Origin of the sequence: Desulfonema magnum, assembly GCF_017377395.1 — a bacterium.
GTDB classification, from domain to species: domain Bacteria; phylum Desulfobacterota; class Desulfobacteria; order Desulfobacterales; family 4be13; genus Desulfonema_C; species Desulfonema_C magnum.
This window is the reverse complement of sequence record NZ_CP061800.1, coordinates 5,091,754-5,115,224: the sequence shown is the minus strand read 5'-3', so window position 1 is coordinate 5,115,224 and position 23,471 is coordinate 5,091,754. Positions and strand designations below refer to the sequence as shown.

Annotated in this window: 17 protein-coding genes; 2 read left to right on the top strand and 15 right to left on the bottom strand. The window is 45.2% G+C overall.

Going from position 1 to position 23,471, the window contains the following annotated elements:
- Positions 1–3 precede the first annotated feature (3 nt).
- From lpdA to dnm_RS19505, 15 genes are all read right to left on the bottom strand, one after another.
- Positions 4–1,437 carry a dihydrolipoyl dehydrogenase gene (gene lpdA / locus dnm_RS19575; protein ID WP_207678590.1) on the bottom strand — a complete coding sequence of 478 codons (1,434 nt, stop codon included), beginning with the start codon at positions 1,435–1,437 and terminating at the stop codon, positions 4–6.
- 430 nt (positions 1,438–1,867) lie between these two features.
- Positions 1,868–3,646, bottom strand: coding sequence for a two-component system histidine kinase PnpS (pnpS, locus tag dnm_RS19570; RefSeq protein WP_207678589.1), 1,779 nt, complete (start codon positions 3,644–3,646; stop codon positions 1,868–1,870).
- Between the two features lie 840 nt (positions 3,647–4,486).
- Positions 4,487–5,179, bottom strand: a complete 693-nt coding sequence (locus dnm_RS19565) for a response regulator (protein ID WP_207678588.1) — start codon at positions 5,177–5,179, stop codon at positions 4,487–4,489.
- A 115-nt stretch (positions 5,180–5,294) separates the two neighbouring features.
- Positions 5,295–5,969, bottom strand: a complete 675-nt coding sequence (phoU, locus tag dnm_RS19560; protein WP_207678587.1) for a phosphate signaling complex protein PhoU — start codon at positions 5,967–5,969, stop codon at positions 5,295–5,297.
- 17 nt (positions 5,970–5,986) lie between these two features.
- A complete protein-coding gene (pstB, locus tag dnm_RS19555) occupies positions 5,987–6,751 on the bottom strand; it encodes a phosphate ABC transporter ATP-binding protein PstB (RefSeq protein WP_207678586.1) in 765 nt (254 codons plus the stop codon).
- Between the two features lie 248 nt (positions 6,752–6,999).
- Entirely contained in the window at positions 7,000–7,977 is a 978-nt protein-coding gene (gene pstA, locus dnm_RS19550; RefSeq protein ID WP_207678585.1) for a phosphate ABC transporter permease PstA, read from the bottom strand.
- A 92-nt stretch (positions 7,978–8,069) separates the two neighbouring features.
- Entirely contained in the window at positions 8,070–8,963 is an 894-nt protein-coding gene (gene pstC, locus dnm_RS19545; RefSeq protein ID WP_207678584.1) for a phosphate ABC transporter permease subunit PstC, read from the bottom strand.
- A 331-nt stretch (positions 8,964–9,294) separates the two neighbouring features.
- Positions 9,295–10,116, bottom strand: coding sequence for a phosphate ABC transporter substrate-binding protein (locus dnm_RS19540; RefSeq protein WP_207678583.1), 822 nt, complete (start codon positions 10,114–10,116; stop codon positions 9,295–9,297).
- 245 nt (positions 10,117–10,361) lie between these two features.
- The gene (locus dnm_RS19535) at positions 10,362–11,054 is read right to left on the bottom strand and encodes a phosphate ABC transporter ATP-binding protein (RefSeq protein WP_207678582.1); all 693 of its coding nucleotides are present in this window, start codon (positions 11,052–11,054) and stop codon (positions 10,362–10,364) included.
- Between the two features lie 4 nt (positions 11,055–11,058).
- Positions 11,059–11,940 (bottom strand): PstA family ABC transporter permease, encoded by an 882-nt coding sequence (locus dnm_RS19530; RefSeq protein ID WP_207678581.1) that lies wholly within the window; start codon positions 11,938–11,940, stop codon positions 11,059–11,061.
- Complete coding sequence (locus tag dnm_RS19525; RefSeq protein ID WP_207678580.1) at positions 11,937–12,791, bottom strand: PstC family ABC transporter permease; 855 nt, start codon at positions 12,789–12,791, stop codon at positions 11,937–11,939. Before dnm_RS19525 ends, dnm_RS19530 begins: the two co-directional genes overlap by 4 nt.
- Complete coding sequence (locus dnm_RS19520; RefSeq protein WP_207678579.1) at positions 12,788–13,618, bottom strand: phosphate ABC transporter substrate-binding protein; 831 nt, start codon at positions 13,616–13,618, stop codon at positions 12,788–12,790. Before dnm_RS19520 ends, dnm_RS19525 begins: the two co-directional genes overlap by 4 nt.
- Before the next feature lie 62 nt (positions 13,619–13,680).
- Positions 13,681–15,660 carry an alkaline phosphatase family protein gene (locus dnm_RS19515; RefSeq protein WP_207678578.1) on the bottom strand — a complete coding sequence of 660 codons (1,980 nt, stop codon included), beginning with the start codon at positions 15,658–15,660 and terminating at the stop codon, positions 13,681–13,683.
- A gap of 657 nt (positions 15,661–16,317) precedes the next feature.
- Entirely contained in the window at positions 16,318–18,489 is a 2,172-nt protein-coding gene (locus dnm_RS19510) for a DEAD/DEAH box helicase (protein WP_246556037.1), read from the bottom strand.
- Positions 18,490–18,527: 38 nt separating this feature from the next.
- The gene (locus dnm_RS19505; RefSeq protein ID WP_207678577.1) at positions 18,528–19,283 is read right to left on the bottom strand and encodes an ATP-binding protein; all 756 of its coding nucleotides are present in this window, start codon (positions 19,281–19,283) and stop codon (positions 18,528–18,530) included.
- Between the two features lie 450 nt (positions 19,284–19,733).
- On the opposite strand from dnm_RS19505, the gene dnm_RS19500 reads away from it, so the two are divergent.
- The gene (locus dnm_RS19500; RefSeq protein WP_207678576.1) at positions 19,734–22,064 is read left to right on the top strand and encodes an ATP-binding protein; all 2,331 of its coding nucleotides are present in this window, start codon (positions 19,734–19,736) and stop codon (positions 22,062–22,064) included.
- A 58-nt stretch (positions 22,065–22,122) separates the two neighbouring features.
- Positions 22,123–22,812 (top strand): response regulator, encoded by a 690-nt coding sequence (locus dnm_RS19495; protein ID WP_207678575.1) that lies wholly within the window; start codon positions 22,123–22,125, stop codon positions 22,810–22,812.
- The last annotated feature ends 659 nt before the right edge of the window (positions 22,813–23,471 follow it).

The window sequence follows — 23,471 nt, the reverse complement described above, 5'->3', positions numbered from 1 at the left end:
CGGTTATCCGTGCAAAGATTTGTCCAGAGACTTGAAAGCGGCTTCCAGAATGACTTCCGAAAGGGTGGGGTGCGCGTGGATGGTTTCTGCCAATTCTTTTACGGTGCAGCCCGTCTGTATGGCCAGGGTTCCTTCGGCAATGAGGTCAGCCGCGTGCGGTCCCACGATATGAACGCCCAGTATTTTTCCATTTTCAGGATCTGACACAATTTTTGCCTGACCTGATATTTCTCCCATTACGTGGGCTTTCCCGATAGTTCGAAAAAGAACACTCTCTGCCCGGACCGTGCGGCCTTTTTCTTTTGCCTGAGCCTCGGTTAATCCCACGTCAGCCACTTCCGGCATGGTGAAAATCGCTCCGGGAACAACATCATAGTTCATTTTTTTCGTGTTTCCCATCGCGTTTTCAGCAGCAACAGATCCTTCGGCAGAAGCCACATGGGCAAGCATTATTCCCGAAGGCCCGAGAACATCTCCGATGGCATACACACCGGGAACATTGGTCTCCATGTTTTCACTGACAGGAATCCATCCTTTTTTGTCTGTTTTCACCCCCAGGGTTTCAAGTCCGATATCCGCGGTAAGGGGCCTGCGTCCGATGCACACCAGTATTTTATCTGCTTCTTCAGTCAGCGGTTTTTTGTCTTTCTCTGAAAGATTATCTGAAAACGGAGACGGGCCTATGGTCACGCGGCGTTTTTCTCCTCTGTGTTCAATTTTTTCCACGGTCCGATTAACAAAAAATTTTATCTTGTTTTTTTTCATTTCCCGCCCAAGTACTTTGGAACAGTCTTCATCCACAGAGGGCAGCGGAAGAATGCGGGACATCGCTTCTGCCACGGTCACTTTTGCACCGAGGGCATTCAGAATAAACGCAAATTCGCACCCAATGACACCGCCGCCCACAATCAGTACGGATTCAGGAATTTCCCGGAGATTCAGGGCGTCATTGCTGGAGAGAATTTTTTTACCGTCATACGGAAACAAGGGCATATCCGAAGGGCGGGTGCCCGGGGCAAGAATCAGCCTGTCCCAGGGAACCTCAAGGATGTCACCATTTTCCTGTCTCACGGCTGCCAGATGAGGGCCTTTGATATATCCATGTCCCCTCAGATAGCGAATTTTATGATGCGTGAGCAGCCTGAGTATCCCTTTTGCCTGATCCTGAATGACCTTTTCCTTCCGAGCCATGAGGCCCCGCATATCAGGATAAACCTTTCCCTCCAGGGTAATACCGAATTCCCGGGACTTGTGAAATTTTTTCATGATATCGGCTGTTATCATCATCACTTTGGAAGGAATACATCCCCAGTTCAGACAGGTTCCGCCGACATTGTCTTTTTCGATAACAGTGACTTCCGCGCCCATCTGAGCCGCACGTATGGCTGCCACATATCCCCCGGGGCCTGCCCCGATAATGGTAATTTTTGCTGTCATAACCCTTCACCTTTTTTCAGAATGATGCTTTTTCAGTCCCAGAGTTCTGATAACAGATTTTCCGTCAAGTATCCTTTGGCATTGTCACAATTTTGTTGAAAACTCGGATAGCGATCTCCGGACAAAAAGTTATAAATTACCCTATAACAGCATGGAAATCAAAGGGGAAGAAAAATTCGCAAGTCCGAACGGTCTTTTTGTCAGGGCTGAACTTAACTTATTATTATTATATAAATAAACGCTTATAAAAAAGCCGGGTTTTTCGCCTCCGGTTATGAAAATATTTTCAGATAAAAAACCCGGGTTTTTAAAATGTATTTTCACGGTAAAGGTCTGAGCGTCTGACACGTTTTTTTTCTGACCTGTTTTTTAATCTGAGGACTTTTTTATATCTGCCCCCCGGGGTTCTTCAGGCAGGCCAATCTTCTGATCAGGGCGTGATATCAGGCAGGTGAATTTTAAACGTGCTTCCTTCTCCGAGGGTGCTGTCCACAGTGACATATCCCCCGTGAGCCTGTGTGATATGCTTGACAATGGCAAGTCCGAGGCCGGTACCTCCCAGCTTGCGGCTCCTCGCGTTGTCAATCCTGTAGAATCTTTCAAAAAGGCGCGGCAGGTGCTTTTTTTCAATACCAATGCCATTATCCTTAATGCTGATAATGATCTCGGCATCTTTTCGGAACGCGTCCGCATGTATTTCTCCATGTTCCCGGGTGTATTTAACTGCATTGTCGAGCAGGTTAATAACAGCCTGCTCAATAAGCTGAGAATCTGTCCGGGCCATCAGTTTGTCATCATACGACGGTATTATCCGGATATGTTTTTCCTCTGCTTTTGCCTGGCATATCTGAACTGACGACAGGATCACACTTTTGACAGACCTTTCATCAAGCTGAATCTGCCGGATCTGATCTTCCTGCTCAATCCTGGATAAAAGCAACAGGTCTTCAATAATAGCGACAAGACGATTAACGTGTTTTTCAATAATATTTAAAAACCGCCCGGCCTCTTCAGGATTATCCCCGGCATCATTGCGCAGTGTTTCAACAAAGCCTTTTATTGCTGTCAGAGGGGTCCTGATTTCATGTGAGACATTGGCCACAAAGTCGCTCCGGACATTTTCAAGATGCCTGAGCCGTGTTACATCATTCAGCACAACAAGGATTCCGATGCGTGTCTCATTTAAATTACACAAAGGGGTGGTGCGGATATTCAGTATTCGTTCGCGCTTGTGATACAAAACAATGTCACGTTCCGCTGTTTTCCCGGTGGAAAGCGTATTGGCAACAAAATCATTTAACTCCTGATTTCTGATTAATTCCTGAAGACTTCGGCCTTTCAGACCAGATGCATATGTCCCGAGCATATTCTCGGCCGCCTGGTTTATACTGAGAATATATTCTTCCATATCAAGGGCAATCACCCCTTCCTTCATACTTGATAAAACAGCCCTATATTCATTTCTCTGGTTAATCACTGTTTCCATCCGTTCCTGAAGCCGGATTGCCATCTGATTCATTGCTTCAGCCAGGCTGGCCATTTCTTTTGTATTCGGGGCAGCCAGCCGGTGTTCTAATTCACCTTTGGCAAAAAGATCAGCCCCTTTTTTCATTTCTTCGATGGGTCGGCTGATAATACGGGACACATAAAAAAAGATACCTGAAGCAAGCAGCGCTATAAAAAATCCTCCCAATGCAATTCGGATCCGAATGGATTGCAAGCGGACATCTATGGCATTTAAGGGGATTGATGTCCGTAATATCCCCTTCACCCTGTTATCTGTTTTCAACGGCGTCGCGACATACATCATCCGTTGTTCAAGTGTGCTGCTGTACCTTATGGCGGTGCCTGTCTGTCCTGCTGCTGCCCGGATCACCTCCGACCGGTCCCCGTGATTGTCCATATTGCCCGGATTTTTTTCAGAATCACCAATAACTTTGCCGTCAGGGAGTATAACAGTGATGCGGGTTGATGCGGCTTTTCCGATATCTTTGCATATATAGTCAACGGACGCAGGATCAGGGGATGAAAGGTACTGGGAAATCTGTTTTTCCAAAATTTGGCTCCGGGTTTTAAGATTTGCAATAGTCTGATTCAGAAAGAACTGCTGAAACGAATGGGATGCATACCAGATGACCATCACAAGGGAAAAGAGTATAATCAGCATATATGAAGAATAAAGCTGCCATATTAATCGTTTTCTTTTCATACGGTTTTCTAATTCTACTTTGTCACATTATTTTTTTGTTGCAAATGAATCTCAGCAGGTTAAAATTATTCTGCCGGACGGGGTTTGCAACCCCTTATTCTGCCGGACGGGGTTTGCAACCCCGTCCGGAATATTTTCCCGATCACTGCCGGTGAACGTTTCGGACGGGGTTGCAAACCCCGTCCGGCATTCTTAGCCTGATGCGTATGGGCTTTAGCAGAATTATGAATTCACCATATTGTAATATCTTATTTTAATTCATTTTTATGAGATGATACCGGATAATAATCAGATAACATTTTTAGCATTTCAAAATTCTTCCCAAATAACGATTTACAGGTTAGGAACGAATTTTAGGGAAAGCTTTAAGACATATGACATAGGGAATTTTTTTTATGTATAATTTTGAAGCTGAAAATATGCAAGGAAAAACAGAAGACAGACCAGATGATCTGGCACAAAATCCGCTAGCTGATCCTGCCCATGATTTTGTGCGTTTCGTAAGCCGTTAATCGGGAGGGAACAAAGGCAGTGTGCAGGCAGACATACTTCATCATCCTGAATGGCTGCGAGAGGGGGGTTGAAAAATAAAAAATATGAGCAGTCATAAGAGACAATGATCACATCTCCGTGTCACACTCATATTTTTTTAGGATATGTCTTTTGAAAGAGACGTCAGAAACAGTATCCGTCCCCTTCCGGCTCCGGGGCCGCTTTCGGAACTGCCTTTCGGACACGCTCCCGGTGTCCCCGCGGCAAAAAAATAGCTGCAAAGACACGAAGAGACCTCGTGAACCTTCGTGCCTTTGTGCCTTCGTGGCAAAAATGTTTTTCACAAAATTATTTTATTTCCCTGAATCTGTAGCCCACACCTCTGACAGTTTCAATATATTTTCCGCAGGATTCAAGCTTTTTTCTTAATCCCACAATCTGAACATCAATGCTCCGATCTGTAACCGGGTAATCATTGCCGTGGACCGCATCAACAATCTGTGTGCGGGTAAAGACCCAGCCCGGACGCCTTGCAAGAAAAAAGAGTATCTGAAACTCAGAATATGTCAGTTCAACGGGCATTCCTTTGACCATAAGACTTCGCATACCGGGGTTTATCACGAGATCATGAATATGAATTTCTGAAATATCCGCGTGGGTTTCCTTTTTCTGCCTGCGGATAGCCGCCCGAATCCTTGCAATCAGAATCCTGGGAGAAAAAGGCTTGGTGATATAGTCATCCGCGCCCATTTCCAGACCCGTTACGATATCTGCCTCATCGCCTTTTGCCGTCAACATGATGATGGGTATCTCCCGGGTATTCTGATCATTTTTTAATCTTCTGGTGACATCAAGTCCGTCTATCCCGGGGAGCATGAGATCAAGAACGATCACATCCGATGGTGCTGACACAGACTTTTCAAGTGCTTCCTCGCCCGAAGCAGCACAGATAACCTTATACCCTTCCCTGACCAGATTATATCTGACCAGTTCCAGAATGTCTTCCTCGTCGTCAACCACAAGAATTGTTTCTTTGGGCATTGCGTTTCCTTTATCTTTTACCGTGAAAATACATTTTGAAAACCCGGGTTTTTTATCTGAAAATATTTTCATGACCGGGCGCGAAAAACCCGGGTTTTTCATGTGCGTTTATTTCTTATTTCTCATTCAAATATTTTCCATGGCGCACGATTTCTCCCTCGGTCATATAAATAACTTCTTCTGCAATATTTGTGGCATGGTCTCCAATACGTTCAAGGTGGCGTGAGATCAGAAACAGGTTAAGCAGATAGCGGATATGCTCAGGACGCTTTTCCATGGCCTGCTTTATCCGGTCATATGCGTCCCTGTGGATTTTATCCACCTCATCATCCAGCAGACAGACTTTAAATGCAATATCTGTGTCAAAATACACAAGGGCATCCAGGCTTTTCTTCAGCATATCCTCGACCTTTTCAACCATTACGGAATAGTCGAAAACAAACTCGAAACTCTTATTCTTTGTTATGATTTCAATTCGCTGTGCGATATTCACAGCCTCGTCTGCTATCCTCTCCAAATCATTGTTGATTTTAATAACAGCGATAAGAAATCGGAGATCCACCGCAACAGGCTGGTGCAAGGCAATAATCTTAAGACATTCTTCCTCCACTTCCACTTCCATTTCATCTATTTCATAATCAGATTTTATGAGTCTGCCTGCGTCAAAAGCATCTCTTGATTCAATGAGTTTGCCGGCCTTTCGGACACGATCCTCCACCATTGTCCCGAGAGAGAGGATTATCTTTTTAATTTTTTCTAATTCTTTTTGAAAGCGTATAAGCTTGCTCATAAGTAGGTGCCTTTCTTTTATCCAAAACGTCCTGTGATGTAGTCTTCTGTCTGTCTGAGTTTCGGTTTTGTAAAAATTGTGTCCGTATCACCGACTTCGATAAGTTTTCCCATATAAAAAAAGGCAGTAACATCAGAAACTCTCGCAGCCTGTTGCATACTATGTGTAACTATAATAATTGTGTATTCTTTTTTCAACCCCTGAATCAGCTCTTCTATTTTTTGAGTGGCAATGGGATCAAGGGCTGAACAAGGCTCATCCATGAGAAGAACTTCAGGCTCGACAGCCAGGGCCCGGGCAATACAGAGGCGTTGTTGCTGGCCTCCGGATAATCCCAGGGCGGATTCATAAAGTCTGTCCTTCACTTCTTCCCACAGGGCCGCCTGGTTCAGACTTTTTTCCACATGGGATTCAATAAAAGCTTTATCTTTTATACCGTTCACCCTCATTCCATAAGCAATATTTTCAAAAATCGTTTTGGGAAAAGGATTGGGTTTCTGAAATACCATTCCGATCCTGCGCCTTAGCAATACAACATCCACCGAGGGATCGTAAATATCCTGCCCATCCATCAGAATTTCGCCATCAACCCGGGTTCCGGGAATCAGATCGTTCATTCGGTTCAGGCATCGCAAATAGGTACTCTTTCCACAACCCGAAGGACCGATAAGGGCGGTCACCTGTTGTTTTGTGAATTTCAGATCAACATTGTGCAATGCCTTAAAATCATTATAATAAAAATCCAAGTTTGCTGATATTATTTTCAGATTGTTATCCGTCATCTGATATCCTTTATGTCAGGTGTTAGGTGTTAAGTGTTAGGTGTTAGGTGTTAAGTGTTAGGTGTTAAGGCTTCCTGTATCTGGTATGTGCTGATCTTTAACCCTTTATTGGAAAAAAGATAAGAAGCTACAGTATTCACATGACTTGATGTCAATTTTACACACTAAAATCCCGAAAATTAAAGGAGCTTAGAGAGTCAATTCAGTATAAATGCATTATACTTTCAGCTTTAATGTGAAGGACGGCGTTATTTCAAACGCTTTCGCAGGCGGGACCGCCAGATAAGAGCGCCCAGGTTTATACCCAGCACCAGCGCGATCAGTACAATGGCTGTTCCGTATTGAAGCGGGCGTGTTTTCTCTATTTCTGTTCCGGCTGTGGCAAGGACATAGATGTGATATGGAAGCGCCATAACTGAATCCAAAAGCGATGACGGCCATTTTCCAGGGGCAAAAAAAACAGCTCCGGTAAACATTATCGGAGCGGTTTCTCCTGCTGCCCGGCTGAGTCCTAAAATAGCGCCTGTCAGGATGCCGGGCATGGCAGCCGGCAAAACAACACGGTATATGGTCTGCCATTTGGTAGCCCCCAGTGCGAGAGAGGCTTCTCTGTATGTGTCAGGCACGGACTTCAATGCCTCTTCTGTGGATCCGATAATCACAGGCAGGGTCAGTGTAGCCAGTGTAAGCGCACCTGCAAGTATGCTGACTCCCATTTTAAGTATTATACAGAAAAAAGCCAACCCGAAAAGTCCGAATACGACAGACGGGACTCCGGCAAGGTTGCTGATGCCAAGACGAAGAATCCTCAGCATAAGTCCTGGCCGGGCATATTCGTTCAGGTATATGCCCGAGGCCACTCCCACAGGCAGTGCTGCAATTATTGCACCGATACCCAGACATAATGTTCCGACAATACACGGAAAAATTCCGCCGCTGGTCATTGAGTCCATCGGCGGTTGTGTTAAAAATGTCCAACTGATTGCACTCAGACCATTTTTCAATAGAAAAAATATAATGATAAACAGTGCAATTCCGTTAACAGCCGCGGCTCCCCTGAAAAGGAAAAAGAAAATGCTCTGCATGATTTTGCGCCGTCCCCGAGTCCGGGCGGCAGCTGTTTCCGTGATATCCTTTTCTGTCTCATTACCCTTAACCTTCGGCACAGCACGGTCTGTTGTTGTCTCAGCTTTATTTTCAAAGTATTCCGGATTTGTTGTTTCCATTTGTTTACCTGTCCTCTTTCGGTTGTGAACGGTGGGTTCCGCTTCGCTTCACCCACCCTACATTTTCCACATTTTTCTGAAAAGGTGATGCCTTATAACGATGCCTCACCCACCTGTCTGTATTTATTGGCTATATAATCCGCAACAATATTGAAAACAAGCGTAAATATGAACAATACAATTCCTGTGGCAAAAAGGGCATAATAATGATCGCTCCCAATCGGAGCTTCTCCCATTTCCGCGGCAATACTTGCCGGCATGGGCCTGACCGGATCAAATACAGATTCAGGAACCATTGCTGCCCCGCCTGCAACCATGAGGACAACCATGGTTTCTCCGACAGCCCTGGACATGCCAAGAATAATGGCTGTGCATATTCCGGAAATCGAAGCCGGAACAATGACTTTGATTATGGTTTCAAAATGAGTGGCACCCAGCGCCATTGACGCTTCTTTCAAAGCAACTGGCACGCTGTGTATGGCATCCTCGGAAATACTGCAAATAGTGGGAACCGCCATAAAAGCCAGCATCAGTGATGCATTGAACAGATTCAGCCCGGTCGGAATGTCAAAAATTCTCTGTAAAAAAGGGGCCACGAGGACCATCCCGAAGAAACCGATGACAACCGACGGAAGTGCCGCAAGAAGTTCCACGACGGGTTTGACAATCTCACCGACTTTCTGAGACGCGATCTCTGCCAGGTAAACGGCAGTCATCACACCCAGAGGAATGGAAATCAGAGCAGAAAAAACAGTGACCGTCAAAGATGCCACGATCAGCGGAAAAATTCCGAAATCAGCAGGATCAGAGGTGGGATACCAGTATTCTCCGAAAATAAACGCTTTGACAGAAACAGTTTTAAAAATCGGAAGCCCTTCTTTAAAAAGAAATATCATGATTAAAAAAAGGATTGTTATTGAAGCGGATGCAATACAAAAGAAGAATATATGCATCATTTTTTCAGTTGTCTGAGCTTTTTCTGCCATTTATATCCTCTGCAAGATATTAAGTGTTTAGAGTTAGGGATATCCCCAAAAATAAAATACCCGGAAATGTAGAAATGTAGGGTGGGTGGAGCGAAACGGAACCCACCGCACAAGGTAGGTTCCGCTTTTCGATCTACCGAATAAAACTCCCTGAAGTTAAAATCAGTTGAAATGATCCGGGAAACATTTTCGATTTGGTACTTTTATTTGTCCGCTTTTTATGCCGTATTCGACCATTCTTCAGCAAACTCGCTGCCCGGCGTTCCCTGAGCCTGCCGAAGGCTCGGACAAAGAATAACAGCAAAATGTGATAATTTCAGATGTCCCGGATTTAATACAACTTGACATATCCGCTTTCACTCACATATTTCTGTCCTTTTTCGGGATTTAAGACAAAATTGATGTACTTCAGTGTGTCGCCCTTTGGCCAGCCATTGGTGAACATGAAAAGAGGTCTGCTGATGGGAAACTGTCCGCTCAGGGTTGTCTCTTCTGTGCCTTTTATCCCATCTGCAGTCAGCGCTTTCACAGAATTATCCAGATACCCGATACCAACATAACCGATTGCATGTTTATTGCTTGAAACGGCCTGAACAACAGCGCCGTTGGATGCCATAACAGATGCTCCTGGAGTTACTCTTTCTTTTTTCATGACCTTCTTCTCCCACGTCTCATATGTGCCTGAAGAAGTATCACGTGAGATAACGGTAATTTTTAGGTCAGGCCCGCCGATCTCCTTGAAATTTCTGATTTTGCCTGTGTAAATATCTTTAAGTTGGGCCATGGTAATATTGCTCAGGGTATTGTCTGTATGCACAACAGGAATAATACTGTCATAAGCACAGGCAAACGGAACCGGATAAACACCTTTTTCCACTGCTTTTTTAATTTCTTTGTCTTTTATAAATCGCGAAGCATTCGCAACATCTGTTGTTCCGTCAACAAGGGCCTTGATCCCGTTGCTTGATCCGCCTCCGGAAAGCGATATTTTTATATCAGGATTCTTTTTCATAAACGCCTCAATCGTCTTCTGCGCAATGGGCAGAACAGTTGTCGAGCCTTTTATCACAAGCTGTCCTGCCCATACCGTGCCTGCTGTCAGAATGAATCCCAACACAAAAATCAATACCATTACTTTTTTTACATTTTTCATGTTTCTTATTTTTCCCCTTTCTTACATTTGAATAAAAATAATTTTGTCATGGCAGGCGTGTCATCTGCTTTTCAGACAAAATGAATAATGAATACTGATTTAATCTATTACTTACGGATTGTTAGAGGAATATTAGGAGAATGTTAAAATTAAATTAAAAATTCGAATTAGGAAGAAAAGAAAGGAGGCGTTTTTCATTTGATTTCCATCTGATTTGCATACCCATGTCCTGCCATTGGCAGTGTTCATGATTTCAGCGGAAACTCCATGACAGTATCCGCGATCCGCCCCACCTGATCCAGATAATGGGATACAATAATGATGGTACAGCGTTCCCTGAGATCAAGGAGGAGTGTTTCGATAATTCTCCCCGCGTTTTGGTCCAGGGATGACGTGGGTTCGTCCAGAAGCAACACCTCAGGTTCCAGAATCAGTGCTCTGGCAATGCAGAGCCTTTGCTGTTGCCCGCCGGACAAACAAGATGCTTTCTCATGCAAACGGTCTTTGACTTCTTCCCATAGATATGCCTGCTTCAAAGCTTTTTCCACCTTGTTCCCCACCTCTTTTCTGTTTTTGTATCCTGCCAGTTTCAGAGGAAAAGCCACATTTTTATAAATGCTCATGGACAGGGGATTGGGGGTTTGAAAGACCATTCCAACGGATCTGCGTAACTGGGTCAGAGAAAAAGAGCGCGCATAAATATCCCGGAATGTTCCGTCAAATTCAATCTCCACGCGTCCTTTCATCTGAGCATCAGGGATATTCTCCCAGAGCCGGTTCAGGGTCGTGAGAAAAGTGGATTTGCCAGTTCCCGAAGGCCCGACAATGGCCGTGATTGTGTGTCTTGTAAAATCCAGGGAAACATGCTCCAGAATTTGGCGATTCTGATACCAAAAATCCAGAGAGCGAACTTTTATTTTTATATGATTTTCTTTCATTGTTTCATGGGTAGTACAGGGCACGGCGAGCCAATCCTTTCTGAATCATAAAAGCTGCCAAAAAAAGAAAAGTGCAGATGCCGAGCAGAATGATCGAAGCCCCGTATCCTGTGGCCAGTTCATGGGGATTCGTGTATTGTGAAGAAATATAGTAGATATAAAAAGGAAGGGCCTCGTAGCTCGACAGCAATGATTGCGGAACCCCGGCCATGGCAACTGCGCCGGTCAGCATGATGACAGCGGTGTCCTCCGCGCACCGTCCCACAGCGAGAACAACACCGCTCAGGATACCTGACAGGGATTGGGGAACAAGTACATAGCGGATATTCTGAAATCGGGTCGCGCCCAAGGCCAAAGCTGTGAGCCGTGTCCGGGCCGGCAGGGTTTCCAGAGACAACTGCGTGGTTCGGATAATGTAAGGCAGCACCAAAAAAGCCAGTGAAAGCCCTGAAATCAGAAGACATGGGAAGATGCGATCCGAAAAATGCCGGTGCAGGAAAACCGCGATGGAAAAACCAAACAGCCCAATGACAATGGAAGGGATTCCAGCCAGAATGTCGAAAGAAAAGCTGAACACGCGTCTTATACTCCCTCCCGCGTATTCGGACATATAAATACCCGCGGCCAGTCCCAGGGGAAGGGCCGTGAAAACGGAGAAACAGACCAGAAAGAAGGTTCCGGCCATTGCAGGAAAAAGCCCGTCCAACACCTGTCTCTTCAAAAGGATGGCATCAAGCGGAGGGGTGTCGCCGAAGATAAGATCAAGACGGATGACACCCGCGCCTTTCATGAACAAGTAGCCGATGATACAGGAAATGGCTCCCAGCAGGATGATCCCACAAGCCCAGGAGAATGCTTTTATCAATGTTTCCCAAAGCCGGTTCATTGTGTCCCTTTTGATTCCACATAGCGAAGCATTACAATGATCAGCGCGTTAAATCCGTAAAGAATAAGCCCGCATGCAAACACGGACTTAAATTCCAGACTTTCGTAATCAGATGCGATAACCAGAGCGATATGGGCTGTGAGTGTTCTTACCGAATCCAGCACGGACCCGGGAGTGGCAATGGCATTTCCCGCGAGCATGAGTGCAATGAGTGTATCTCCGAGGGACCTGCCCATGGACAAGATTACACCCATCCATATGCCTTGCCGGGCCTGGGGAATGATCACATACACCAGCTTCTGAACAGGGGTTCCGCCCAGCGCGTCCGCCGCGTCCAGATAGGATTTGGGAACACGGTCAAAACTTTCCATAAAGACCAGTATCATGGTCGGCGAAATCAGGAGCGCGAGCATCAGAGACGCTGAAAGAATACAAAATCCCGAACCGTTCTGAAAGAGTTCCCTGATAATCGGGACAAGGAGAAAAATCCCCACAAACCCGTAAATTACCGTGGGAACTCCGGTCATCAGCCGGACCGTGTGCCGTAAAAAAGTCGAAAAGCCCCGGGGGGCCAAGACACTGATCAGTGAAGCGCATCCCATGCTGAGGGGAAATGCGAAAAACACGCTCAGGGAGGCAATTGCCATGGTTCCCATGATCATGGGCTGAATCCCGTACATCCCGTGTCCGGGGGACCAGCTGCCCGTGATCAGTTCAAAAAAACGGCCTCCCTTCATAAGAGGGAGGCCGAACACCAGCATAAAAACGAAAATGGCCAGGGTCAGGATGACACTCAGCAACGCGGGCAGAAAAAGCACCATTTCCGCTGTTTTTTCAAATTGTCTATTCATTTCGAAGGGATGAAACCTTTTTCCTCCGCAATGGTACGGCCTTCTGCTGAAAACAGATAGTCAATGAAAACTTTCACCAGCCCCCGGGGATCGCCCTTGGTATTGCTGTAAAGTCCTCGTGCCACAGGATATTTTCCGCTTTTCACGTTTTCCAGACTGGGCGATATACTGTCCAGCGTGACCGGCGATACGGTCTTGTCCATATGACCCACGGAGACATAACCGATCCCATTGGGATCATTGGCAATCGCTGATTTCATCGCACCGTTGGACACGACAAAATTAGCCTTTGCCGTAATGTCCCCCTTGTCAAGCGCTTTTTTCCAGAAAACAGCCCGGGTGCCGCTGGCTTCGTCCCGGGTATACACGGAAATGTGTTTGTCTGATCCGCCCAGGGATTTCCAGTTGGCGATCTTACCTGAAAAAATGTCTTTTAGCTGGGCTTTTGTCAGGGACTTCACCATATTTTCAGTATGCACAATAACGCCGACACCGTCAACTGCCCATTTGAACAATTTCAGCCCGTATTTCCCGATTTCCTCATCCGTGGGTTTGCGGCCTGAATTGCCGATATCCACAAGACCCTCTCCCACCTGTTTGATGCCGACTCCTGATCCGCCGCCCGCGATACTGATTCGGATGTCCGGGTTCACAGTCATGATCCGCTTGGCAGCTGCTTTCATGACCGGAATGTGGGCCGTGCCGCCCGCGATTTTGATTGTCCCTTTCAAGTCATTGAAGGCATCCGCGGAACCCGCATTTGCAAGGGATGCGCCAAGGCAAATCATACAGAAAAAAACGCTTATCCAATAGAATTTTTTTTTCATTTTTATTCCTCCCTTCGGTAAATTGCAGAGACGGACATTTCACGCCGCCTCTGCATCACTATTCATTTTTTTCCATGAGCATCCGTGATTGCCCTGCGACCAATGCCTGTGAAAATAAGATAAATCATAATGGCCGTCAAAGTCAGAACAAGAAAAACCAGGATACGGAGTTCCGCACCTGATTCACCAAAAGCAGAAGAAATGAAGCAACAGTCATCGCCGTCCGAGCAGGTACAAGTCACGGTCTCTGTTTCTCCGGAAACCTCTTTCTTGGTGTAAGCGCGCATGACCCAGTCAAAATTCTCCTCCATCCAGGTCGCGACATCTTCCGAACTGACATTTGCCTGCTTCATCACCTCGGTGTCAAGCCATATCTGGTCCCCGGCAGACTCGCGGAGAACAGATGCCCCGAATTTCGCTTCCATGGCTTCTGTCACATCTTCTTTGACGATCCATGTCCCGTTGGTGATCACGTTGTTCGCACCGTGGTCAGAGAAAAATACGCAGGTATAATTGCCCTGCCCCACATTATGGTCCAGCCATTTGATAACTTTTCTGATCATGTAATCCGCAAAAAACATGTAATTATAAATTTCACCTGAATACACGCCATAATTATGCCCCACGATATCCAGGCTTTTGATGTGGAAAAACGTGAAATCCGGTATATTATCCTGTCCCACGTTTTCCTTCTCCATGATCATAAGATTCAGATCGTTGTTCCACAGATCAAGAAACGGACTGACTGAGGTGTTATAATATTTCTTCGACAACACCGTCATGTCCGGGTCGTAGTCCTGATAACGTTGAAGCGTATGGGGTTCGGCTTCGTCCTCATCGGTCAGGGCATGGCTGAAACTATAGGCTTCGTTCCACGGAAAAACCGCACTTGCATGGCCCACAGGATCATCAGAAGCTGAATAAGGACCGCTATCCGTCAAGGTAAGGTCATGGGTCCAGGGGGTTGATTCCACATCCAGTCCGTAATATTTTTTCAGCCAATTTTTAATATGGATATCAGGATTATTTTCCGTTTTCAGGTAGTCGGGAAGATGGTAATAGTCCGTATTGGTATAAGGGAGACCCGAATATCGGTTGCACGAGAAAACAATATCCTTGTCCGCTCCGGCATAGGTATAATCGCTATCGTCATACCATGCTCCGTGTCCGGCCACGCCGATAGCTGCCCGCGCGTAACTGGAAGAGGACAGCACGATACTTTGGTTATTGTATCGCCGGTCAAGTTCGTCTGCGAGGGTGGCGGCAAGAAGATTGTGCGGGCTGAGATCGCCATGTCCGTAATCAGTGGCGTTCCCGTCATTTATTGTCAGCGGAAAACTGCCGTCCGACAGCATGACATTGTTTCCCAGAACCCCGTGAATGCCGGGTATTGTGCCGGTACCGACAGAGCTATGGCTCACAGCAGTAGCGGTCTTGGCGTAGGTGATACGCCCCTGGGTAAAAAATGCCCCCTGGGCGATGATATTTTGTTTTAAAAAAGAAAAAGCATCTTCAAAAACACTCAGATAGTCTGTGCGGCCCTGGTCCAAGCTGAAGAGTACGACGACCTTGGGCCTTTCCTCGCTGTTCCAAGTTGCGGACTCGGGTTCGAGGATTTCGTGAAGTACCCGCCCTCTGGCAGCCGAAGGACGCTGAACCCCGGTCAGATACGCCAGCGTCGGTGCGATGTCAACCAGGTTTGCTTCTCCGCCCAGATAGCCTTTTTTGATTCCTTTTCCATAAAATATAATCGGAACATCCGTGTCATAATTCCACACGGAACCGTGGCTGGCAACCGTGCTTGGCTTTTCGCCGTTCTGAATCTTTTCATAACTGGATCGGCTGGTAAAAAGGCAGTTGGGCTGTGTCACCAGATAAATATCGGGAAAACGCTCCGGATGATACATGTTCGTCACGGCCGAAAGTACCCCTGTGTAAGGATTTTCCGAATTTTCAGCTCCCTGGCAATTTGTTGAGGGCAACACCAATGTCAGACTCAGTATCAGGAGCGGCAACATACACATAGTGAATTTTTTGGACATACAGACTGATCTCCTTCCGAAATAAATGGGTTTTATTGATAACTCAGCAGTCATAAGATTTCAGTATCAGCAGATGGAAATTTCTCTGATCCGCAATTCCCCGGATTAGATACCGCGGGACTGACACATCCGGCGGAAATGCTTCGGATTTGCCAACACGAAGAGAGCTTCCTTATGAAATTTCCATCAGCTAAGTATGTTATGAGATTATGACCGACGGGTTAATAATGAAGTAAGTACCTAATCATAAGTTTTCGATATTTGCCCGGGGAAGAAACCCGGCTTTTTTCCCGGAATGAGTTGCTGACCCTGAAGGAAAAAGCCGGGTTTCTCCACCGCTCACAGAAAAAAGAATGTATAAAAAACTGTTGATCAGGTACTTAATACAGGAAAACGAAATGAATATATTAAGAATGTATAATATGTCAAATTGATAATATCAATTTGACATACTGGTGATATTGGAAAAGATAATCATTGTGAACGGTGGGTTACGCTGCGTTTCATCCAGCCTGCATCTTCTTTCCCGCTGCATAGGTGAAATTTACAGGGAAGGGAGGAAAAGGAAGGATGCCTTAAAACAGGACATTATCCGTTTGATTTCCTGTTATTTTTTTCTCATTACAATGCAACACGTTGTAGCAAAAAAACATTTTTTTATGCTTCATAAAACCCGGTCACAGGATCACGCATAATCAGTTCAATGGCCTTTCCTGCGGTTTCGGCTGCTTCAGGAAAAACCTCATAAAGCCCTCTGATATGTCTGAGGTTATCCGCAGTCCGAAGAATCAGCATAGCAAGATTTCCTTCAGCCATTTCAGAAAACGGGAGTACATCCTCCCATGCCTGGCCCGAAGCCCAGGCGTAAATTGTTGCGGCCGGTCGCAAAAAAAACGGTCTGGGTTCAAATCCCCGCATAAGCATATGTTTTGCAAAAGGTCTCAGTCCTGCTTTTACACTGACAAAGGCTTTCATCAGTTTTTCAGGAATGAGGTCCTTGTCAATTCTGTCATCTGTGTCCTGCTCGCTGACAAAGGAAGTGATAATGGCCGCGAGCAGCGCGGGGTCAGATCCGGGAAAAAGACTGAGCCTGAATCCTTCGGCGATCATGAGTGGCTGGTCAACCCTCAGCTGGGAGGCCCACACCCCGTCATAAGTCAGTTGTCCGTCTCTCATGACATATCCTGTTTCCTGAAGAAAGTTGAAATGCTGCAAAAAATCCCGCCACAAGTATTTGTGTTCATTTCCGATAAGACGCTGGGCCTTTCTTTTTTTCTTTCCTCTCAGGATCATATATGTGGCAAATGACTTTTTAAGCAATTCTTCAATCTGATCAGGGGTATGGGAAAGAAGCAGGTTCAGGACCATGGAAAAATTGATCTTAATCTGGCTTAACACATAAGATGACGGAGAATGGACAAGATTTGCAATTAACCGGATGTCCATGAATTTCCCGGGAATTGCCACTGCAAAACCGATATTGTCCATGCCCCGGCGTCCGGCCCTTCCGGTCATCTGGTGGAATTCCGTGGAACTCAGCGGCAAAAACTCCCTGCCGTTGAACCGGTCTGAATTGAGAAAAACAATGGTTCTGGCAGGGAAATTCACACCGGCCGCGACAGTGGATGTTGCAAAGACCGCATCCAAAAGCCCTTCTGTCATAAGGGTTTCCAGCATCAGCTTCCATGCGGGCAATTGCCCGCTATGATGCGCACCCACAGCCAGATGTTCAAGGTCCCGCAACTGCCGGTGTTTGGCAAAGTGGTCACTCTGTCCCACAAGTTCCCGAATTCTCTGTGAAAGCCGTGTTCTCCGATCCGGGTCATCCACAAAATTATTCTTACAAAGTCCCAGGGCATTGTCACAGTCGGCCCGTGATTTCAGGAAAAATATCGCAGGAAGGAGATCATATTTTTTTAAAACATCCAGAATTTCCCCAAAAGGCGGCAACTGTCGTGATATCTCAAAGCCCGGTGACAGCTTGTTGTTTGTATAAGTACTTACTTTTTTATAAAGCTTTTTCCCTGAACCGTTTTGCGACAGGAGTGGAAGCAAAGTTCCCGAAGGGTGGAAAAAAAGAGGGAAAAGCGGTACGGACCTTTTTGTCTCTTCAACAACAACACATTCTTTTGAGCGTATCTCGGAAAGCCATCCCGCGATCTGATCTGAATTTCCAATGGTCGCGGAGAGCATCAGAAGCGGAATCCGGATGGGCAGATAGATCATAATCTCTTCCCAGACAACGCCCCTGTCCTCATCCCCCAGAAAATGGGCTTCGTCCAGAATTACAAAATCAGTGGCAAGATCCTGTCCCTGGTGCATGGAATCATACAACTGATTGCGCAAAATTTCTGTGGTCCCTACGATAACAGGCGCATCCGGGTTTTCCTTTCTGTCACCTGTCAGGATACCGACATTTTCCGAACCGAAAATTTCTGAAAATTCTGCATACTTTGAATTACTTAATGCCTTTAACGGTGACGCGTACCAGGAGTTTCCCCCTTTTTCCATGACCCGGGCGATGGCCTGCTCCGCGATCCACGTTTTTCCGGAACCTGTGGGCGCGGATACGAGGCAGTCCGAGTGTCTGACAGCGGAAATCGCTTCAAGTTGAAACGCGTCCGGTGTGAATGTCCCCTTTTCAGGAACCCCGATGGATGCAAAAACTTTTTTCAGCCTGCCGTCCGCTCCGGGCTTAATCTTCAGGGGCTGCGGTTTGTTCCGCTTTTTTCTGAAATTCCGTCTGGGTTTTGTATGAACTCTGTTTTTTGAGAAATTTTCGTTTCTGCGCTTCGGACCTATGGGATTTTTTTTTTGCATAATTGCCATGACGAAAAACCGAGTTAAAAAAACCCGGTTTTCTTGAGTTATAATTTTTTAATCATTTCTTTAATCTCTGCTTTTGCTGATGAATCCACGTCAAACGGTGAGGTGTCATTTAAATCCGCCTCAATTAATGCGTCATCATACGGAAGAAAGCCAAGAAATTCCAAATCCGACAGATGCGTTCTTAAAAATTCTTCATCTTTGCTGCTGCGGATTTTGTTTCCCACCACAGCAATATTCCGCAGTCCGATTTCCGATGCAAGTTTTCTGATATGTCCCGCGGTATCAATGCTGCGGCGGCCCGGTTCCACGACCACAATAAGCTTGTTGACGGCCTGAGCCGTTGCTCTGCCCAGGTGTTCAATCCCTGCTTCCATGTCCATGACCACCACCTCATCCCTCTGAAGAGCGATATATGTGACAAGCGCCTTTAGCAGCGTACTTTCCGGGCAGATACATCCGCCCCCGCCCTTTTTGACCCCCCCGAGACGCATCAGTTTGATATTGTCAAGTTTCACTGACAAGGCATCCGGAAGATCATCCACCTTGGGATTCAGTTTAAAAAATCCCCCTATGGTTCCCGGTTTTGCCTCTGTTCTTTCAAAAATAAGTTCTTTCATTTCAGAAATGGGCGTTACTTTGTCAGAATCGGCAATGCCCACGGCGGCCGCAAGATTTGCATCCGGATCAGCGTCTATGGCCAGGACATGCTTTCCCTGTTCATTGAGCGTCCGTATCAGAAGCGCCGAAAACGTTGTTTTGCCTACGCCGCCTTTTCCGCTTATTGCTAATTTCATTTGTATATTCCTTTCAATTTAACTCAGCAGTTGAGATTGTTCTGCGGGATTGAAAACTTTGGTGACTCAAAAAAATTTCTCTGACCCGCTTCTGTCAGCTTGACAAGTCCGGCATAAATATTTCAAATGTATCAATCCGAAGCTGTCCCTGACCGGATATCCCAGCAGACTTCCGAACTGCTGAATTTCGTAAATGTAATTTTAATAAACGCTCATAAAAAAGCCGGGTTTTTTGCCCCCGGTTATGAAAATGTTTTCAGATAAAAAACCCGGGTTTTCAAAATGTATTTTCACGGTAAAAAAAACAAATTATCATTTTCTTGACCAAAGATCAAGGGACTGATAAATAATATGTTAAGCATTTTAAGTTTAACGTCAAATACTTAAACACTTAAACATTTAAACACCAAAATACCAAAACACTAAAACACCTAAGGAGTTGTGATTATCGTGTTAAACTGGATGCGCTTGAAAAAAAGCTTCAAATTACTCATCGCTGCGTTGCTTTCTTTTATTTTATTAATAATATTTATACTTTATGGTGCAAAATGGCTGACAGCGGAACTTGAAAATCTTTACACATCAAAAAATGAAACATACATGAAAAAACAGGCAGATACTTTCCTGTCCCGTCTGACGTATGAACAAATGATGAGAGATGAAAGCATTTTTCAGAAAATTGCCCTGTCTTCCTCTCTGATTTCAAAACAGGCCGGTTTTTTTCTGGATCACATGGATACCTACGGAAAAACGCCTTTCAATTCCAATGAAAAGTTGACTGTGTATCCCCCAAATGGCATTTTTTCAAATGATTCTTTTGAAACAACAATGGTGATGTATTGGGGAGCGTCTGCCATCTCACCGAAAATCAGAAAAAAACTGAATGCGGTTTCCCATACTGACCCGCTTATCATGGAAGTTCAGAAAAAAAATCCCGAAGTTGTTTCGGCTTATATTGTCACCGAGTCCGGTTTTGGTCGCTATTATCCCAATGACCACGCCGTGGAAAGCCTTCTGTCCCCCAAAGAATATGATATGAGAAACGCAAATTCTTATAACATTTCAAGGCCGGAAAATAATGCCGCACGTAAGACTGTATGGACCAATATTCATCGGAATGACGCAGGCCACGGATTAGTGATAACTGCAACCACTCCGATTTATAGCAACGCGGGACGGTACATCGGGGCAGCCTGTGTTGATGTCACGCTGAACACTCTTTTGAACAACATACTTGACCATAAGAAATTAACCCCTTCTTTAGCTAAGAGAGGCCGCGTACTAACAAACAATTTTTTTTCTTTTCTTGTTGATGATACTGGCAAACTTATTGCTTTTCCATTGGAATATTTGGAAAAGTTCGGCCTTGAACCGGACATGGACAAACTGGAGAACGCGGGGGTTGTTCTTGAATACGGCCTGTCGGATTCTTCTGACCCCCGAGTCAGGGAAATAGGGCAGCGTATGATTAAAAAAGATCACGATGTTATATCCCTGAGTCTGAACGGGACTTCATATGTCATTTTATTCCATTCCATGGCTTCCACGGGATGGCGTATGGGGGTTGTAATTCCGGAAAGCGCTGCGCTTGCCTCAGTCGGGAAAATTCTGGACACTATGAATTCCGAGACCAAAAAAATGATTACCAGATTTGTTTCAATCATTTTTTTATTGTTGCTGCTTTTAATTATTATTACAGTAGCAATTTTATTCAGACGCTTCATGGAGCCTCTGGCCTCAAAGTTTAAAGATGAATATCTGATGGCGGAATATTTAATGGAAGATTATTTAATGGAAGACACTTTGCCAATAAAAGAAGATTCGTCAATAAAAGATCATCATCATCATCTGCTGTTAAAAATAGATGAACTGTCAATGAGAGCGGAACAATTAACAATGAACAAGAACACCCTGGCCATGGACGATGATTTGGCCATGGACGATGATTTGGAACCCTCTGATCCGTCGGTTGACATTATTGAAGAAGAAACAGGTGTTCTCAGCGGTTCTTACAACAAAATGGTTGAAGCCTTGAAAAAAGTCAATGAATTGGAAAAAGAACACTCTGTCGAACTTCAGAAAGAGATCGCTGAACGTAAACAAATCGAAAAGGAAATCAGACATCTTTCCAGCCGGCTCATCACTATTGGTGAAGAAGGCAAAAAAGAACTTGCCCAGGACCTTCATGATGAATTCGGTCAGACGTTGGCAGCCCTTCATATGGGGGCTGAAACTTTGCACAATTCCATACCGGAAGAATACGAAGAACAGCGAAAAAGTATCGGGGACCTGGTCACACTTATCGAGCAGCTGGGTGATAAAATCAGGAGTATTTCATCTGATCTGAGACCCGATTTGCTTGATGATCTGGGACTTGTTCCCACATTGGAATGGTATATTAAGGAGTTTACTGAGCAGCGGGAAGATATTCAGATTGATTTTCAGGCCATCGGATTCAGAAAACGGATAGCCCCTGATCTTGAGCTGGTTTTATACAGGGTTTTTCAGGAAAGCGTGAATAACATTGTCAAACATGCAAAGGCTGAAAAGGTGGATGTCACTCTGACCTACAATCATCCCAATGTCATCTTTGTCATTACAGATGACGGTGTGGGGTTTGACGAGCAGACCAGAGGCAGGGATGGCATCGGGCTGCTGGGAATGCGGGAACGAATCGTCGCTGTGAAAGGAACCATTGAATTCCGTTCCGAAAAAGGGAAAGGAACCACAATCAGGGCTGAACTACCTGTGGAAAACAGAAATTTGAATATTGAAGACTGATGGCTTTCATGGCATATTATCTTCAATTTTCAGTCTTCATAAAAAGGGAGAAAATATAATGGAAAAAATCAGAGTGTTAATAGCTGATGACCATGCTGTTGTAAGAGAAGGGCTGCGAAAACTTTTGGATGAACAGTCAGATATAGAAGTGGTGGATGAGGCCACAGATGGTATGCAGGCGGTAAAAAAAGTAAAATCGCTTCATCCCAATGTCGCGCTGCTTGATATTGCCATGCCGCAGTTAAATGGTTTGGAGGCGGTGAGTCTGATTAAGGAATCCGCGCCTGATACCCAGGTGGTGCTTCTGTCAATGCATATTAAAGATGCTTATGTGTATCAGGCGCTGAATTCCGGCGCACTGGGCTATGTGCTCAAGGCATCTCCCACAACAGATGTGCTCGAAGCCATCAGGGCGGCGCACCGGGGAGAGTATTTTCTGAGTTCCAAGATCAATTCAAAACTGATCCATACTTTTTTGAAAAACAGGGAAGAAAAACAACCAGCTGTAAGTGGTTACAATCTTCTTTCCGAGCGCGAACAGCAGGTGTTCCGACTGCTGGTTGAAGGAAAATCCAATGCGGAAATCGCTGATATTCTCTGCATCAGTTCAAAAACAGTGGATAAACACCGTGCAAATACCATGAGAAAACTGGATATTCATAATATGGTTGAAATGGTAAAATATGCCATAAAAATAGGGATCATCGGTCCTGAACTCTGGGATGAGACACCAGACAGCAGCATCTGATAATTATGCAAAAAAAGGCTTTGCTTTACCGTGAAAATACATTCTGAAAAGCCGGGTTTTTTATCTGTTTTCATTGAAAATATTTTCATAACCGGGGATGAAAAACCCGGCTTTTTCATGAGCGTTTATTTTTGCTTTCCGGATTTTTGTTATAACCCGATGGTCAGGTTTTTTGTTCGAATCGGGTCAGAAAACTCGAAATAAATAATATACCCGGTACAAAAAATATAGTTACCTGACCAAATAAGTTTTGACGAGTGAAAATGTTCAAAAATCCTTTTGTAAAAGAGGATTACAGAATCCAAAACCCTCCATAATTTATTTGGTCAGATAGTAGGGTGGGTGGAGCGAAGCGCAACCCACCTTGTGCGGTGGGTTTCGCTTCGCTCCGTCCACCCTGCACCGGGTATTTTATTTTTGGGGAAATCCCTCAGAAAAACTTGATCATCGAGTATAAAAAACGCGTTCACAAACGCGCAGCGGCTCGGAAAATAAAAACGCTGCCCCTTTAGGCACTGGTTCCGTTCAATGGGATTTTCTGGAAAAATCGTCCGAATTTGTTTGAAAAATCAGCAGATGGTCCGGATTTTGGTATGACCATATAACAGCTTGATTTTACAAAATTTTCAATTGAATGGAACCCGTCCCCATAACCTGAG